11 protein-coding genes are annotated in these 14,798 nt (G+C 64.7%); 7 read left to right on the top strand and 4 right to left on the bottom strand.

Features of this window, described 5'->3' with window-relative positions; translation table 11 throughout:
- Positions 1-4 precede the first annotated feature (4 nt).
- The gene (locus AB1Z25_RS09870; RefSeq protein WP_486637132.1) at positions 5-1,012 is read right to left on the bottom strand and encodes a hypothetical protein; all 1,008 of its coding nucleotides are present in this window, start codon (positions 1,010-1,012) and stop codon (positions 5-7) included.
- Positions 1,013-1,252: 240 nt separating this feature from the next.
- Here AB1Z25_RS09870 and AB1Z25_RS09865 point away from each other — a divergent pair, with 240 nt between their 5' ends.
- The 5 genes from AB1Z25_RS09865 (at position 1,253) to AB1Z25_RS09845 (ending at position 8,749) form a co-directional block, all read left to right on the top strand.
- Positions 1,253-2,587, top strand: a complete 1,335-nt coding sequence (locus AB1Z25_RS09865) for a M23 family metallopeptidase (protein WP_107799195.1) — start codon at positions 1,253-1,255, stop codon at positions 2,585-2,587.
- Entirely contained in the window at positions 2,587-3,684 is a 1,098-nt protein-coding gene (locus tag AB1Z25_RS09860) for an anhydro-N-acetylmuramic acid kinase (RefSeq protein ID WP_107799196.1), read from the top strand. Before AB1Z25_RS09865 ends, AB1Z25_RS09860 begins: the two co-directional genes overlap by 1 nt.
- 116 nt (positions 3,685-3,800) lie before the next feature.
- Positions 3,801-6,098, top strand: a complete 2,298-nt coding sequence (locus tag AB1Z25_RS09855; RefSeq protein WP_235088788.1) for a DNA translocase FtsK — start codon at positions 3,801-3,803, stop codon at positions 6,096-6,098.
- Between the two features lie 59 nt (positions 6,099-6,157).
- Positions 6,158-7,246, top strand: coding sequence for a ferrochelatase (hemH, locus tag AB1Z25_RS09850; RefSeq protein ID WP_486637131.1), 1,089 nt, complete (start codon positions 6,158-6,160; stop codon positions 7,244-7,246).
- 279 nt (positions 7,247-7,525) lie between these two features.
- Positions 7,526-8,749 (top strand): branched-chain amino acid ABC transporter substrate-binding protein, encoded by a 1,224-nt coding sequence (locus AB1Z25_RS09845; protein WP_486637130.1) that lies wholly within the window; start codon positions 7,526-7,528, stop codon positions 8,747-8,749.
- Positions 8,750-8,897: 148 nt separating this feature from the next.
- Here AB1Z25_RS09845 and AB1Z25_RS09840 read toward each other — a convergent pair whose 3' ends face one another.
- Genes AB1Z25_RS09840 through AB1Z25_RS09830 form a run of 3 tightly spaced genes read right to left on the bottom strand, consistent with a single transcriptional unit; the run spans position 8,898 to position 10,845 of the window.
- Complete coding sequence (locus AB1Z25_RS09840) at positions 8,898-9,713, bottom strand: crotonase/enoyl-CoA hydratase family protein (RefSeq protein WP_199225860.1); 816 nt, start codon at positions 9,711-9,713, stop codon at positions 8,898-8,900.
- Positions 9,710-10,204 carry a DUF4442 domain-containing protein gene (locus AB1Z25_RS09835; protein ID WP_227108215.1) on the bottom strand — a complete coding sequence of 165 codons (495 nt, stop codon included), beginning with the start codon at positions 10,202-10,204 and terminating at the stop codon, positions 9,710-9,712. The genes AB1Z25_RS09840 and AB1Z25_RS09835 overlap by 4 nt, the downstream gene beginning before the upstream one ends.
- Positions 10,205-10,260: 56 nt before the next feature.
- Positions 10,261-10,845: a TetR/AcrR family transcriptional regulator gene (locus AB1Z25_RS09830; RefSeq protein ID WP_107799199.1), complete on the bottom strand. Its 585-nt coding sequence runs from the start codon at positions 10,843-10,845 to the stop codon at positions 10,261-10,263.
- A gap of 223 nt (positions 10,846-11,068) precedes the next feature.
- Here AB1Z25_RS09830 and AB1Z25_RS09825 point away from each other — a divergent pair, with 223 nt between their 5' ends.
- Complete coding sequence (locus AB1Z25_RS09825) at positions 11,069-13,117, top strand: site-specific recombinase (protein WP_486637129.1); 2,049 nt, start codon at positions 11,069-11,071, stop codon at positions 13,115-13,117.
- 216 nt (positions 13,118-13,333) lie between these two features.
- Positions 13,334-14,692: a flagellar filament capping protein FliD gene (gene fliD / locus AB1Z25_RS09820; RefSeq protein ID WP_107799201.1), complete on the top strand. Its 1,359-nt coding sequence runs from the start codon at positions 13,334-13,336 to the stop codon at positions 14,690-14,692.
- The last annotated feature ends 106 nt before the right edge of the window (positions 14,693-14,798 follow it).

Below are 14,798 nucleotides of genomic sequence, written 5' to 3'. Positions count from 1 at the left end.
TTTCTCAATACAAGGCGGACAGCGGCAGCGGCCGCTTCCAGAATTTCCACAGGTCGTTGCGGCGCGCCCTCAGCTCCAGCCCCTCGGGGCCGTGCGCGCGCAAGACCAGGCTGTCGATCCGACCCTGGCGCAGCGCCTGCAGCAAGGGCGCGAACCAGTCGCGCTCCAGGCGCTGCAGCGCTTCGCGCCAGCCCCAGGCGTCGCGGTACTGCGCCGCCGCCTGCAGCGCGTCCAGCACCAGCAGACTATCGCGGCCGCCGGCCTGGTCGACGAAGCCGGAAAAATCGTAAGGCGCCGGCAAGCAGGGCTCGCCGGCCTCGGCGGCGATCCAGCCCAGCCAGTCCTCGTCGGCGAACACCTGCTCGGCCGGCGCGCGCCAGCCCGGCTCCGCGCCGCCGCCCCACAGCCACAGGCTGTTGACGCCGAGTTCGCCGCGCGCCTCGCGCTCGTCGTTCAATGGATGGGCGTACAACAGCATCTGCAATTCATTCAGCAGCCGGCTCCAGTCCAGGCCGCGCTCGCCCTGCGGCAAATGCGCGTTGATGTCCTCGCCCACCACGTCCGGCAGCGGGCTGAAGCTCGCGGCGGCCGGCGCGTCCAGCTGCAGCAGCCAGCGGCCCGGCTCCAGCGGGTGGATGCGCCAGCCGTCGTCGGCGAAATGACGGTTCGCCGCGTCGGCCAGGGTTTCGGCCTCGGCCTGGCTCAAGCTCATCACGCCGATATCGGCCAGCAAGGCGCGGTCGCGGTCCACGCGCACATGCACCGGATCGGCCAGCAACCAGTCCCCCCGCTCCGCCGGCAGGCCGGCGCCGCGCGCCCGCAGCCGCGCCAGACCCGCCGCGGAGCCGCGCCACGGCGCGGTCAACAGTTCGCTCAGCGCCGCCGGCCTGGCGACGCGTTCGCCCTGGCCCAGCAGACGCTGCAAGGCGGGCAAATCCAGGCCCTTGCACACATCGGCGCCGTCGTGGCCGTCCAGCCAGAGCAGACCGGGCAACAACAATGTCAATTTCATTTATCGCTACACATGGATGACAAGATCGAAGTAATATCAAAGCCTTGCAAAAACGCCCTGGCATGGGCGCCCGGCGAAATCAGGCGGATAGCATCCGGAATCGCGGCTATAATTTACAGTTTGCACAGGAACTTATGCCGCACAAGCTCCCCAAATGTTGAGACGCGGCCGCAAGGCCTGTGATTGGCAAATACGGAATTTACATAAGGTTGGCTCATGGCCAGCCTTTTATAGTGAACGATGGATTATCGCAAACTGCTACATATCCCGCAAAAATGCTTCCACAAGCTGATGAACCACCATCTGAGCTTGATCGGCGCGGCCGCCTCCCTGCCCTTGTTCGGCATGGCCACCGCTTTCGCCGTGGCTCAGAACGGCGCCCAACCCGCCGCCGCGGACATCCAGCAAAAAGAAGTGACCGAACAACTCAGCCTGCCCGCCTTCAGCTTCAGCGAGAGCGGCACCCGTTATTGGCGGGACGAGGCGATACAGCGAGGCGACACCATCGCCCGCGTGTTGAACCGGCTGGGCATCCGCGACAGCGAAGCCAACCGTTTCCTGCACTCCAGCCCCTTGTCCAAGGACCTGCTCAAGCTGAAGACCGGCGCCACGCTGTCGGTGCAAACCAACGATCTGGGCGAACTCTTCGGTCTGCGCTTCCTCAATGACGACGAGAACGGCGAACAGGTGCTGGTGGCCATCGAAAAGGTCAAAGGCGAATGGCAGGCCAGCGCCGACCCGATCGCCACCGAGGCGGTGCAGACAGTGCGCTCGCTGCTGATCACCCGCTCGGTCGGCGCCGCGCTGGCCAAGGCCCAGGTGCCGCGCGACATCCGCGCCCAGCTGACGGAAATCTTCGCCGATCAGTTCAACATCAACTCCCTGGGCAAGGGCGACCGCATCAATCTGGTATACGAAACCCTGCTCTACAACGGCGCGCCCATCGCCGCCGGCAACCTGCTGGCGGTGGAAATCCAGCGCTCCGGCAAGCTGCACCAGGCGTTCTACTTCGCCCACGACAGCGAATCCGGCGCCTATTACGACGCGCAAGGCAAGCCGATCAAACAGGGCTTCAGCCACCAGCCGGTGGCCAACGCCCGCATCAGCTCCGGCTTCGGCTTCCGCAAACACCCGATCCTGCGCTCGCTGCGCCTGCATTCCGGCGTGGACTACGCCGCCGTCACCGGCACCCCCATCATCGCCCCGGCAGACGGCACCATGGTCAAGGTGGAGCGTCAAAACGGCTATGGCAATATGGTGGAAATCCGCCACAATCAGAAAATGACCACGCTGTACGCGCACATGAGCCGCTTCGCCCAAGGCGCCCGCTCCGGCAAGAGCGTCAAGGCCGGCGAGGTGATAGGCTATGTCGGCAGCACCGGCCGCTCCACCGGCCCGCATCTGCACTTTGAAGTGCGGATCAACGGCCAGGCGGTGGACCCGGCCACCAACGCGCTGCCGACCCCGGGCCTGAGCGCCACCCAGCTGGCCGAATTCAAATCCGGCAACCAATCGCTGACCGCGCACCTGAAACTGCTGCGCGAACTGCCCACCAATATCGCATTGCTAGACTGATGAATGAACGCTTGATCGGACTGATGTCCGGCACCAGCCTGGACGGCGTCGACGCCGTGCTGGTGCGCTTCGACGAACAGGGCGCGCCCAGCGTGGAAGCCGACCACTTCGTCGCCTATCCGCCGCGGCTGCGCGAACAGGCGCTGGCGCTGCAGGCGATCGGCGACAACGAACTGGACCGCGCCGCCCGGCTGGCCAATGAACTGGCCGAACTCTACGCTCAGGCCGTCAACGGCCTGCTGGCAGCCGAGGGGCTGAAGCCGGCCGACATCGCCGCCGTCGCCAGCCACGGCCAGACCATACGTCACGCGCCGGACGCCGGCTACACCTGGCAAATCGGCAATATGGCCCGCCTCGCCGAACTGAGCGGCATCGACGTGATCGCCGACTTCCGCAGCCGCGACCTGGCCGCCGGCGGCCAAGGCGCGCCCTTGGTGCCGGCCTTCCACCAGGCGGTGTTCGGCGCGCCGGAACAAAACCGCGTGATCCTGAACATCGGCGGCATCAGCAATCTGACCCGGCTGCATCCGGGCCAGGCGGTGGTCGGCTTCGACTGCGGCCCCGGCAATATGCTGATGGACGCCTGGTGCCTGCGCCACCAGGGCCGGCCTTACGACGCCGACGGCCAGTGGGCGGCCCAGGGCGCGGTGGAGAACTCGCTGCTGCAGGCCTTGCTGGACGAACCCTTCTTCCGTCTGCCGCCGCCCAAGAGCACCGGACGCGATCTGTTCGACCTGCCCTGGCTGGAGCAAAAGCTGCTGGGCCGCCATGTGCCCGCCGCGGACGTGCAAGCCACGCTGCTGGAACTGAGCGCGCGCGGCATCGCCCAGGCCATCGCCCTGCACTGCCCCGGCAATCAGACGGTCTTCGTCTGCGGCGGCGGCGCGCGCAACGGCGCGCTGATGCGCCGGCTGGCCGCGCTGCTGCCGGAGCAAGCCATCGCCGGCACCGCCGCGCTGGGCCTGCCCGAGCACCAAGTGGAGGCCGCCGCCTTCGCCTGGCTGGGCTGGCGCTTCTTGCGCCGCCTGGCCGGCAACCTGCCGGAAGTGACCGGCGCCGCCGGCGGACGCGTGCTCGGCGCGCTGTATCCCCGCTAAGCGTTTCAATAGGGAACGCCATCAAGTCTTGTCAGCGGAGCTGAATACATTCCGACACGCTTAAACCGGGCGTGTCAGGCTATAATCAGCGACAGTCATAGCCGAACAAGAGAAAAATGCGACTTTTCAAGCGCAAAGCCGTAGTCAAAAACAGCCAGACGCCGCTGCCGCCGCAGCTGGCCTCGCTGCTGCGCGAGGCGTGGTGGCTGCTGATGGCCGTGCTGGCCGTCTATCTGGTGCTGGTGCTGGCCAGCTACTCCCCGCTCGACCCCTCCTGGTCCCACAGCTCTTCCGATCCCACGGTGCGCAACTACGGCGGCGCTTTCGGCGCCTGGCTGTCCGATATGCTGCTCTATGTGTTCGGCCTGTCCGCCTGGTGGCTGGTGGTGTTCTGCCTGGTGGCCATCGCCTGGGGCTATCAGCGGATGGAAACCCTGGGCTTCAAGCTCAATCCCATCACCGTCGCCGCCATCGGCGGCTTTCTGCTGCTGCTGTTTTCCAGCGCCAGCATTGAAGCCATCATCCTGGCCGAAAAAGCGCTGAATCTGCCGCTGTCCGCCGGCGGCATGCTGGGGCATTTCATCGGCCTAGGCATCGCCCACGGCCTGGGCCTGTCCGGCGCCTATCTCTTGCTCAGCGTGCTGGCCGCCATCGGCTTCTCCCTGTTCACCGGCCTGTCCTGGCTGGACATCATGGAACGCCTGGGCGGCGCGCTGGAAGACGGCGCCTTGAAGCTGTGGCACAGCTGGCAGGCGCGCAAGGACAGGGAAATCGGCAAGGAAACCGCGCAGAAGCGCGAAGCCAAGATCACCACCGAGAAAAAGAAGAACGAAGAGAAAATCCCTCTGCGCATCGAACCGCCGGTGCTGGACGTGCCGCTGTCCACCAAGGCGCAAAAACCGGTGCAGCACTCCTTGTTCGCCGATCCCAAGGACGGCGCGTTGCCCGGCCTGACGCTGCTGGAAGCGCCCAAGGAGCAGCAGGAGCCGGTATCGCAGGACACGGTGGAATACACCTCGCGGCTGATCGAACGCAAGCTGGCCGACTTCGGCGTCGACGTCAAAGTGGTGGCCGCCTATCCCGGCCCGGTGATCACCCGCTACGAGGTGGAGCCCGCGGTGGGCGTCAAGGGCGCTCAGGTGGTCAACCTGATGAAGGACCTGGCGCGCGCGCTGTCCCTGGTGTCCATCCGCGTGGTGGAGACCATTCCCGGCAAAACCTATATGGGCCTGGAGCTGCCCAATCCCAAACGCCAGATCGTGCGTCTGTCGGAAATCGTCGGCTCCGACGGCTACCAGAACATGGCCTCCCGGCTGACCATGGCGCTGGGCAAGGACATCGCCGGCCAGCCCGTGTCCGCCGACCTCGCCAAGATGCCGCACGTGCTGGTGGCCGGCACCACCGGCTCCGGCAAATCCGTGGCCATCAACGCGATGATCTTGTCCCTGCTCTACAAGTCCACGCCCAAGGAAGTGCGGCTGATCATGGTCGACCCCAAGATGCTGGAATTGTCGATCTACGAAGGCATTCCGCATCTGCTGGCCCCGGTGGTCACCGATATGAAACAGGCCGCCAACGCGCTGAACTGGTGCGTGGCGGAAATGGAGCGCCGCTACAAGCTGATGTCCAAGCTGGGCGTGCGCAATCTGGCCGGCTTCAATCAGAAGATCAAGGACGCGGACAAGGCCGGCGAGAAGATCCCCAACCCCTTCAGCCTGTCGCCGGAAACGCCTGAACCGCTGGACACCCTGCCGCTGATCGTGGTGGTGATCGACGAGCTGGCCGACCTGATGATGGTGGCCGGCAAGAAGATCGAGGAATTGATCGCGCGGCTGGCGCAGAAGGCGCGCGCCGCCGGCATCCATCTGATCCTGGCCACCCAGCGGCCGTCGGTGGACGTGATCACCGGCCTGATCAAGGCCAATATCCCGACGCGGATCGCCTTCCAGGTGTCCAGCAAAATAGACAGCCGCACCATTCTGGACCAGATGGGCGCGGAAACCCTGCTGGGCCAGGGCGACATGCTCTATCTGCCGCCGGGCACCGGCTACCCGGTGCGGGTGCACGGCGCCTTCGTCGCCGACGAGGAAGTCCACCATGTGGTGGAGTTCCTGAAAAGCACCGGCGGACCGGATTACGTGGAAGGCATTCTCACCGGCCAAAGCGAGGGCGACGACGGCGCGTCCTCCGGCCTCGACGGCGAATCCGACGGCGAAGCCGACCCGCTTTACGATGAAGCCGTCGCCATCGTGCTCAAGACGCGCAAGGCGTCCATCTCCTCGGTGCAGCGTCATCTGCGCATAGGCTACAACCGCGCCGCGAGGCTGATCGAGCAAATGGAGTCCGCCGGCCTGGTTTCGGCGATGGAAAGCAACGGCAACCGCGCAGTGCTGGCGCCGTCCCGCGAAGACTAAGACAAGCCACCAAACCCGGCCGGGCGCCATGCCGCCCGGCCTCAACCAAGAGGTCCCGCATGGCGAATTTCAAGCCCGAACCCCCGTTTCGTCACGACTACGCGCCCAAGACCGGCGTGCTGCTGATGAATCTGGGCACGCCGCAAGCGCCCACCGCCAAGGCGCTGCGCCCCTACCTGAAAGAATTCCTGTCCGACCGCCGCGTGATCGAAATCCCGCGCGCGCTCTGGTGGCTGATCCTCAATGGCGTGATCCTGAACACCCGCCCGGCCCAATCCGCCAGGAAATACGCGGCGATCTGGGAAAAGGACGGTTCGCCGCTCTACACCCACACCCGCAAACAGGCGGCGCTGATCAAGGGCCAGTTGGGCGAGATGGGCTTGCGCAATCTGGTGGTGGACTTCGCCATGCGCTACGGCGAGCCTTCGGTGGAAAATGTGATCGCCCGCATGCGCGAACAAGGCGTGGAACGGCTGCTGGTGCTGCCCTTGTATCCGCAATACGCGGCCTCCTCCAGCGCCACCGCCTTGGATCAGGTCTTCCGCGCGCTGATGAAGCTGCGCAATATGCCGGAACTGCGCACCGTTCGCCATTTCCACGACGACCCCGGCTATATCCGCGCGCTGGCGGAACAAGTGCGCGCGCATTGGCGCGAACACGGCCGCGGCGACAAATTGGTGATGAGCTTCCACGGCGTGCCGCGCTTCACCCGCGACAAGGGCGACCCCTATCACTGCGAATGTCAGAAAACCGGACGCTTATTGGCGGAAGCGCTGGGCTTGACGCAACAGGAGTACCAAGTCTGTTTCCAAAGCCGTTTCGGCCGCGCGGAATGGCTGCAGCCTTATACCAGCGAAGTATTGGCTCAGTTGGGCAAAGACAAGACCGGCAAGCTGGATATTCTCTGTCCCGGCTTTATCGCCGATTGTCTGGAAACGCTGGAAGAAATCGCGATGGAAGGCAAGGAGACCTTTCTCAGCCATGGCGGCGGCGAATATCGATACATTTCGTGTTTGAATGAAAACCCGCAATGGATTCACGCAATCTCGACTATGATCAAACAGAATCTGGCGGGATGGTGCGAGGCCCCGGAGGAAAACGCCCCGCTGCGCCAGGAACGGGCCAAGGCCTTGGGCGCCAAAACCTGAAACCGGACTGCCGGCAAAAATCCGAACAAGTCGTTTAAATTCAAAAACTTGAAAAACAAGAAACGCCACCTGGCAGTTATTCCAGGTGGCGTTTGCGCTTTAGACACACCATTACCCAAGAAGTTTACAAATAGTTGCACCCCTCCCCGGTTTTGACATTGACACTCGCGCAAACAGCTACCCATAATCAAACGCAACCAATGGTCATTTTCACCAAATACCGTTGGCCACAAAGAGATGACTAGAGTCTACAGAATAGAGAATCAGGGGATACATCACATGAACAAATATGTCCGCCTCAGCGTCATTGCCGCTGCCGCCATGACCCTGGCCGCCTGCGGCAAGCAAGAGCAACCGGCCGCCAACCAGGCGGCTTCGGCCCCGGCTCAAGCCGCAGGCGACGGCGCCGTCGTCAAGATCGGCCAGGTATCGCCGATGTCCGGTCCGATTTCCCATCTGGGCAAGGACAATGAATACGGCGCCAAGCTGGCCATCGCCGACCTGAACGCCGCCGGCGTGGAGATCGGCGGCAAGAAGCTCAAATTCGAACTGGTGTCGGAAGACGACCAGGGCGACCCGAAGATCGGCACCCAAGTGGCGCAGCGCCTGGTTGACGCCGGCGTGGCCGGCGTGGTGGGCCACCTGAACTCCGGCACCACCATCCCCGCGTCCAAGATTTACTCCGACGCCGGCATTCCGCAGATCTCTCCGTCCGCCACCAACCCGGACTACACCAAGCAAGGCTTCAAGACCACTTTCCGCGTGATCGCCAACGACGTGCAGCAAGGCCGCGCGCTGGGCGAATTCGCCGCCACCGGTCTGAAAGCCAAGAAGATCGCCATCATCGACGACCGCACCGCCTACGGCCAGGGCCTGGCCGATCAGTTCGAGGCCGCGGTCAAGGGCAAGGGCGCCGAAGTGGTGAAACGCGAGTTCACCACCAACACCGCCACCGACTTCAACGCCATTCTGACCTCGATCAAGGCCAGCAAGCCGGACCTGATCTTCTACGGCGGCATGGACGCGCAAGCCGGCCCGCTGGCCAAGCAGATGCAGCGCCTGGGCCTCAAGGCCAAGCTGATGGGCGGCGACGGCTGGCAGACGCCGGAATTCATCAAGCTGGCCGGCGAGGCTTCCGACGGCCAGTACGCGTCCAGCTGCGGCGTGCCGCGCGACAAGATGCCGGGTTTCGCGGCGTTCAACGACAAGTTCAAGAAGCAGTTCAACACCGAGGTGCAGATCTACGCGCCGTATGAGTACGACGCGGTGATGGTGTTGGTGGACGCGATGAAACGCGCCAAATCCACCGACCCCAAAACCTATCTGGCCGAAGTGGGCAAGACCGGCTACACCGGCGTGACAGGCAAGATCGCCTTTGACGACAAGGGCGACATCAAGAACGGCGCGGTGACCGTGTACCAGGTCAAGGGCGGCAAGTGGGAAGTGGTGTCCACCGTCGGCGGCGAAGCCGCCGACGCGCCGGCCGCCAGCGCCGCCCAGTAAGCCCAGTCCTACCGCTTGAACCGAAGAGGCGCTCCGCGCCTCTTTTTTTGCGCCCCGCCGCTCACGAAGCGCGGCGGCGGGTGAACGGGGCCAAGAACGAACAATGGCGCCCTAAGGCGCCATTGGAAACCCGCGAGACAAGCCTCGCTCAGTCGCGGAACTGCGCCGCGTGCCCGGTCAGGATGGCCATACCGGCCTTCTGGATGTCTTCGGAGATCAGCATCGCCGCGTTCCAGTTCGCCACATATTCAAGGCCGTCCGCCACCGAGTGGTCCCGGCTGTAATTGAGCACCTCCTTGCAGCCGCGCATCGCCAGCGGCGACTTGCCGGCGATCAGCCGCGCCGATTCCAGCGCCGCCGCCAGCACCGCGTCCGCATCCGGCAGCACGCGGTTGACCAGGCGGATGGCCAACGCTTCTTCCGCCGTCGCGTCGCGGCCGGTCAAGGCCAGCTCGCGCGCCAGGCCTTCGCCCACCACCCGCGGCAGCCGTTGCAGCGAGCCCACGTCCGCCACCATGCCGACGTCGATCTCGCGCACCGAAAACACCGCGTCCGCGGCCGCAAAGCGGAAATCCGCCGCCAGGGCGATGTCGAGGCCGCCGCCGACGCAGGCACCGTGCACCGCGGCGATCACCGGCTTGCGGCAACGCTCCAGGCTGTTGACGCAGCCCTGCAGATCCAGGATCAGACGGCGCAATTTCTCGCGCTTGCGCGCCTCGCAATCGTCGGCGATCTCCGCCTGGACGCCCATCAGCATGCCCAGGTCGATGCCGGAACAGAAATGACGGCCCTCGCCGGCCAGCACGCCCACGCGCGCGGCCGGGGTGTCGTCCAGCCACTCGAAGGCGGCCCGCAAGTCCTGCCACATCCGCTGGTTCAGCGCATTGGCCTTGTCCGCGCGATTGAGGCGGATCAAGGCCACGTGTTCGTTCAGCTCGATCCGTATCGTTTCCAGATTGATCATGCCGCCGCTCCTTGTTCCGGACGTTTCTTGGGAATCCACGCCCACAGCATTTCGCATTCGATCGGCGATTCGCCGGACTCGTCGGTGACCAGCACCGGCACCAGCACCTCGCCCTTTTCCGTGTCGTGCATCAGCTGGATCTGCTCCGCGTTCAGGCTGGCCACCGCGCGCATATCGCCTTGCGAGCGGCGCACGTAGTTGACCTTCATCGATTTGAGCAGCATCAGTTTGTCGTCCGGCATATTCATGCCGACGACGAAGCCGGTCGAGGTCTCCGCCAGCAGGGCCATCGCCGCGGCGTGCACGCCGCGGATGTGGTTCTGCACCTTCTTGCGGTTGCGGATGGACACCGTCAAACGCTGATGGCCCACCTCCTCGAAACGCAGGCCCGCGGTGGACAGAAACGGCACGATCTTGCCGAACATCATGCTCAATACCGTACTGCGCATTCCCGCCGGCAACTTGCCCACTTTGTCGGCAATGCGGCTCATGCTGTTTTTCTTGTACTCCATGTAGCGCCCCTCTGTTGTTGTCGTGATTCCGGCACTCAATGCCCGCCCAGGCCCAGCACCGCGCGCACTTGCTGCTTGATGGTCTCCAGCGCGTGCTGGTCTATGCGCGCCAGCTGCAGCGCCCCTTGCAAGGCGGAGAACAGCATCATGCCGATGGCCTCCGGCGTGCCGGCGTAACGCATCTGGCCGCTGGCCGCGCCGCGCCTGGTGATGTCCACCGCCCACAGCCGCATCTCGTCGATGAAGGCCGCCGCTTCCCGCTGCATCTCCTCCGGCAGTGTCAGGAATTCGGTGCTGAGAATGCCGCTGGGACAGATCTGCCGGTGCTGCCGGTAATAGCTGTCGCTCAGACCGAAATACGCCTCCAGCTGCGCCTGGGGATCCAGCGCCGCCTGCTGGTCGATGAAGCGCTGGAAACGCCGGCGGTAACGCTGGATCAAGGCCACGCCCAGATCGCTTTTCTTGGGGAAGTGATAATGAATGGCGGCGTTGCGCACGCCCAGCTCCGAGCTGATGTGCTGGTAGCTGAAAGCGTTGAAGCCCCGGCTGAGCAGCAATTGCTCGGCGATGTCCAGGATGCGCTTGCGGGTGTCGGTCTTGGGATCTGGGCCTTGAGTCATGCGAAGCACTCTACTTACTGGTCAGTAAGGTGTCAATTGCGCGATTTTGCAAGCAAAGCTGGAAACTGAATCAATCGTCCCCATCTCTAAACCCCGATGCCGATTCCACGCGCCGCCGGCCGTCCGCGCCGCGTCGGAAAATCAGCCCGCTTGCGCCTACCATTAAGGTCATGGGCCGGAATCGCGCCCCCATCACCCACTAGCCCCCTAACCAGCACCCTAGATGAGCGAAAACAATCAGTCCCCCAGCCTGGAGCAGGCCTTGCGCCAGATCAGCCAAGCGCCGGCCCAGCTCGACGCCCTGTCCGCGCTGCTGCAGTGCCTGCGCCCCGACGACGCCGGCAAGCCGCAACAAGCCGTCGTCAATCTGCAGGCGCTGTCCTATCTGCTGGAACACCATGCCGAATACCGCGCGGCCCTGCGCAAGGCGCTGCTGCAATTGCTGACCGAAACCCGGCAGATTCCGCTGTACACCGAATGCGGCATCCTGGCCAACGAAGGCTTCGGCTCCACCTTGCTGCGACGCGTCGGCGAACGCATTCTGCCCATGCCCTATAAGGCGGATTCGCTGCAGGACCGCTTCAGCCGGCTGTTCAGCTGGAAGCAGGACTACATCTGGCTGGCGGCCATCCCCGACGCCACCTGGCACGCGCTGTGGCGGGCGATGGCCTGGCAGGAGAACGACAACGCCGACGGCTGGCAGCAGACCCGCCTGCAGTTGCTGGAATCGGTGCAAGTGCTGTCAGCCCAGATCACCGCCATCGGCCTGGAGCCGGAGCTGGTGCGCATCAATCCGGACATCGAACGCTTCGAATCGCCGTTTCTCAATCTGAACGCCGAAGTGCAGCGCTACGTCGACGGCTACCGCCGCGATCTGATCGAGGGCCTGCCGCGCGCCGAGGACGACAAGCACGTGCTGGTGCTGCTGGACCAGTGCGAAAGCATACTCAACAAGGTGCGCAAGAACGCGCGCCGCTTCGGCATTTCGGTCAACCTCACCTACCACGGTCTGCGGCTGGCGCAGAGCATCGCCCGCATCCGCGCCTTGCTGGCCATCCTGGACCCGGAACACGACCCGGCCGCGGAACCGCACTTGTTCCAGCTCATCGTCACCTTCGCGCACGCGGAAAACCGCAAATACAGCCTGCGCGATCTGTTCAAATCCAATGTGGAGCTGCTGGCGCTGCAAGTCACCGAGCACGCCGGCCGCCACGGCGAGCACTACATCGCGGAAAGCCGCAAGGAGTGGTCCGCCATGGCCAAGGCGGCGATGGGCGCCGGCCTCATCGTCGGCTTCATGGCGCTGATCAAGCTGATGCTCAGCCGCGGCCACCTGCCGCCGCTGTGGGAAGGCATCGCCTTCGGCCTCAACTACGCGATCGGCTTCATCATCGTGCAAATCCTGCACCTGACCATCGCCACCAAGCAGCCGGCGATGACCGCCGCGCGCATCGCCGCGGTGCTGCACGAAAACAACGGACAAAAGAAGCAGCTGGAGGACCTGGCCGACCTGGTGGTCAAAGTGATGCGCACCCAGTTCGTCGCCATCCTCGGCAATGTGCTGCTGGCCATCCCCACCGCCGGCCTGATCGCCTTCGCCTGGCAGGCCGCCTTCGGCGCGCCGGTGGTGGACGTGGCCAAGGCGCAAAGCCTGCTGCACGACATCGACCCCATCCACAGCCTGGCGCTGCCTCACGCCGCCATCGCCGGGGTGTTTCTGTTCCTGTCCGGCCTGATCGCCGGTTATTACGACAACAAGGCGATCTACCGCCGTATTCCTGAGCGCATCGCCTCCCACGCCGGGCTGAAGCGGCTATTGGGCGAAAACCGCGCCTGGAGACTGGGCAACTATATCGAACACAATCTGGGCGCGCTGGCCGGCAACTTCTACTTCGGCATGTTCCTGGGCCTGACCGGCACCATAGGCTTCATCCTCGGCCTGCCCATCGATATCCGCCACATCACCTTCTCCGCCGCCAATCTGGCCTTCGCCACCGTGGCGCAGGACTTCCAGCTGCCCCTGGCCACCGTGCTGCTCGGCTGCGCCGGCGTGGCGCTGATCGGCCTGACCAATCTGGCGGTCAGCTTCTCGCTGGCTTTGTGGGTGGCCTTGCGCTCGCGCAAGCTGTCCGGCAGCCTGCTGTGGCCGCTGGTGCCGATGCTGCTCAAGCGCTTCCTCAGCGCGCCGCTGTCCTTCTTCCTGCCGCCCAAGACCGTCGCGCAGGAAGACGCCGCCGCGGACCCCGCCGCCGAGCTCAAAAACCACTCTTGAGCCGCCGCAGGGCCGTCAACCGCCCGGCCCGGCCCGCGTTATTGCGAGTGTCGGGCCGGGGATTAAAGTTGACGGCCAAACGGCCGATAACATGACAGTATTCCCCCGCCGGCTGGCAGCCGGCGGCCCCGTGATGGAACACGCAACGACCACAACGCTTGATTTTCTCGCAAGACAAGCGCGCCAGCGGCAGCGGCGCGCCAGGGAGGCGTCGTCATGGCATCCATCACCACCAGCGTAGGGCCGCTGGACGTGCAAAGCATTGTCAGCCAGCTGATCGCAGTGGACTCGCAACCGCTGACCCAAAGCCAGAGCCGGGTCAGCAATTATCAGTCCCAGCTCAGCTCCATCGGCCAGATCAGCTCCGCGCTGTCCAGCCTGCAGACCGCCTCCACCGCCATGGCCTCCGGCAGCTTTCTGCAGCAATTCCAGATCGCCTCCACCGACAACACCATCGCCAGCGCCAGCGCCACCAGCGGCGGCGTGGCCGGCAACTACGCGCTCAACGTCACCCAGTTGGCCCAGCCGAGACAACTGGTGTTCGACCAAACCTCGGGCGGGCAAGCCATCACCGACCAGAACGCCGCGCTGGCCGGCGCGCCCGGCGCGCTGAGCTTCACCGTCAACGGGACCACCAGCACCGTGCAACTGGGCCAGAACGGCTCCGCCGTCTCGCTGTCCTCCATCGCCGACAGCATCAATAGCGCCGGCATCGGCGTCAACGCCTCGGTGGTGGAGTACAACAGCAAGTTCTCGCTGGTACTGGCCTCCGCGCAATCCGGCCCCGCCAACGCCTTCAGCATCGCCGCCGGCGGCAGCGACAGCGGCGCCGCGTCCGGCAACACTCTGGCCGGCCTGAGCCAGAGCAGCGCGGCCGCCGGCGAATCCGCGGCGGCCCAGGACGCCTTGCTCACCGTCAACGGCGTCAATGTGTCCAGCAGCAGCAACACCCTGAGCAATGTGATCAACGGCGCCACGGTCAACCTCAACAAGCTGGGCCAGGTGACGCTGAACATGAGCCAGAACACCGCCAACGTCACCTCCACGCTGCAAACCTTCGTCAGCGCCTACAACCAGGTCATCAGCGCCAGCAACGCCGCCCTCAACGGCAGCATGAAGAACAATAGCGACGTCATCGGCCTGCAAGAGCAGCTGTCCGGCCTGCTCAGCACGCCGGTGCCGGGCGTCAACGCCTCCTCCTCTTACGCCTATCTGGCCCAGGTCGGCATCACCCAGCAGGCGGACGGCACGCTGAAACTGGATTCCAGCGCCTTCACCACCGCGCTGAACGCCGATCCCGGCGCGGTGGCCAATCTGTTCGGCAACGCCCAGAACAACGGCTACGCCAACGCCTTCAACACCGCCATCAACAATCTGCTGGGCCCCAACGGCATGATCACCGCCGATCAGGGCGACATCAACGTCAAGATCAACGACGAAACCAATCTGCAGGCTCAGCTCAACAACCAGTTGGCCAACGAGAAAAGCTCGCTGCTGAACGAATACACCGCGCTCAACAGCGAGCTGTCGGCCATGCAGCAATCCACCTCCAGCCTGGCCAATCTGCTGGCTTGAGCGCGGCGACGCCGGCGGCGGCGCTCTGCGCCGTCGCGGCGTTTGCCGTATACTGACGCAACTCACGCAGCCTCGCGCTGTCGAACCCCGTTTGCACCGGCCCTTC

This window comes from Chromobacterium sp. HL1, assembly GCF_057418835.1.
This window is presented reverse-complemented; position numbering and strand designations above follow the sequence as displayed.

Bases quoted from the DNA above. Each gene is read 5' to 3' on its own strand.
- AB1Z25_RS09855 (WP_235088788.1), top strand. From the start codon at position 3,801: ATGCGACTTTTCAAGCGCAAAGCCGTAGTCAAAAACAGCCAGACGCCG.
- AB1Z25_RS09840 (WP_199225860.1), bottom strand. From the start codon at position 9,713: ATGATCAATCTGGAAACGATACGGATCGAGCTGAACGAACACGTGGCC.
- hemH (WP_486637131.1), top strand. From the start codon at position 6,158: ATGGCGAATTTCAAGCCCGAACCCCCGTTTCGTCACGACTACGCGCCC.
- AB1Z25_RS09870 (WP_486637132.1), bottom strand. From the start codon at position 1,012: ATGAAATTGACATTGTTGTTGCCCGGTCTGCTCTGGCTGGACGGCCAC.
- AB1Z25_RS09825 (WP_486637129.1), top strand. From the start codon at position 11,069: ATGAGCGAAAACAATCAGTCCCCCAGCCTGGAGCAGGCCTTGCGCCAG.
- fliD (WP_107799201.1), top strand. From the start codon at position 13,334: ATGGCATCCATCACCACCAGCGTAGGGCCGCTGGACGTGCAAAGCATT.
- AB1Z25_RS09835 (WP_227108215.1), bottom strand. From the start codon at position 10,204: ATGAGCCGCATTGCCGACAAAGTGGGCAAGTTGCCGGCGGGAATGCGC.
- AB1Z25_RS09860 (WP_107799196.1), top strand. From the start codon at position 2,587: ATGAATGAACGCTTGATCGGACTGATGTCCGGCACCAGCCTGGACGGC.
- AB1Z25_RS09830 (WP_107799199.1), bottom strand. From the start codon at position 10,845: ATGACTCAAGGCCCAGATCCCAAGACCGACACCCGCAAGCGCATCCTG.
- AB1Z25_RS09845 (WP_486637130.1), top strand. From the start codon at position 7,526: ATGAACAAATATGTCCGCCTCAGCGTCATTGCCGCTGCCGCCATGACC.
- AB1Z25_RS09865 (WP_107799195.1), top strand. From the start codon at position 1,253: ATGGATTATCGCAAACTGCTACATATCCCGCAAAAATGCTTCCACAAG.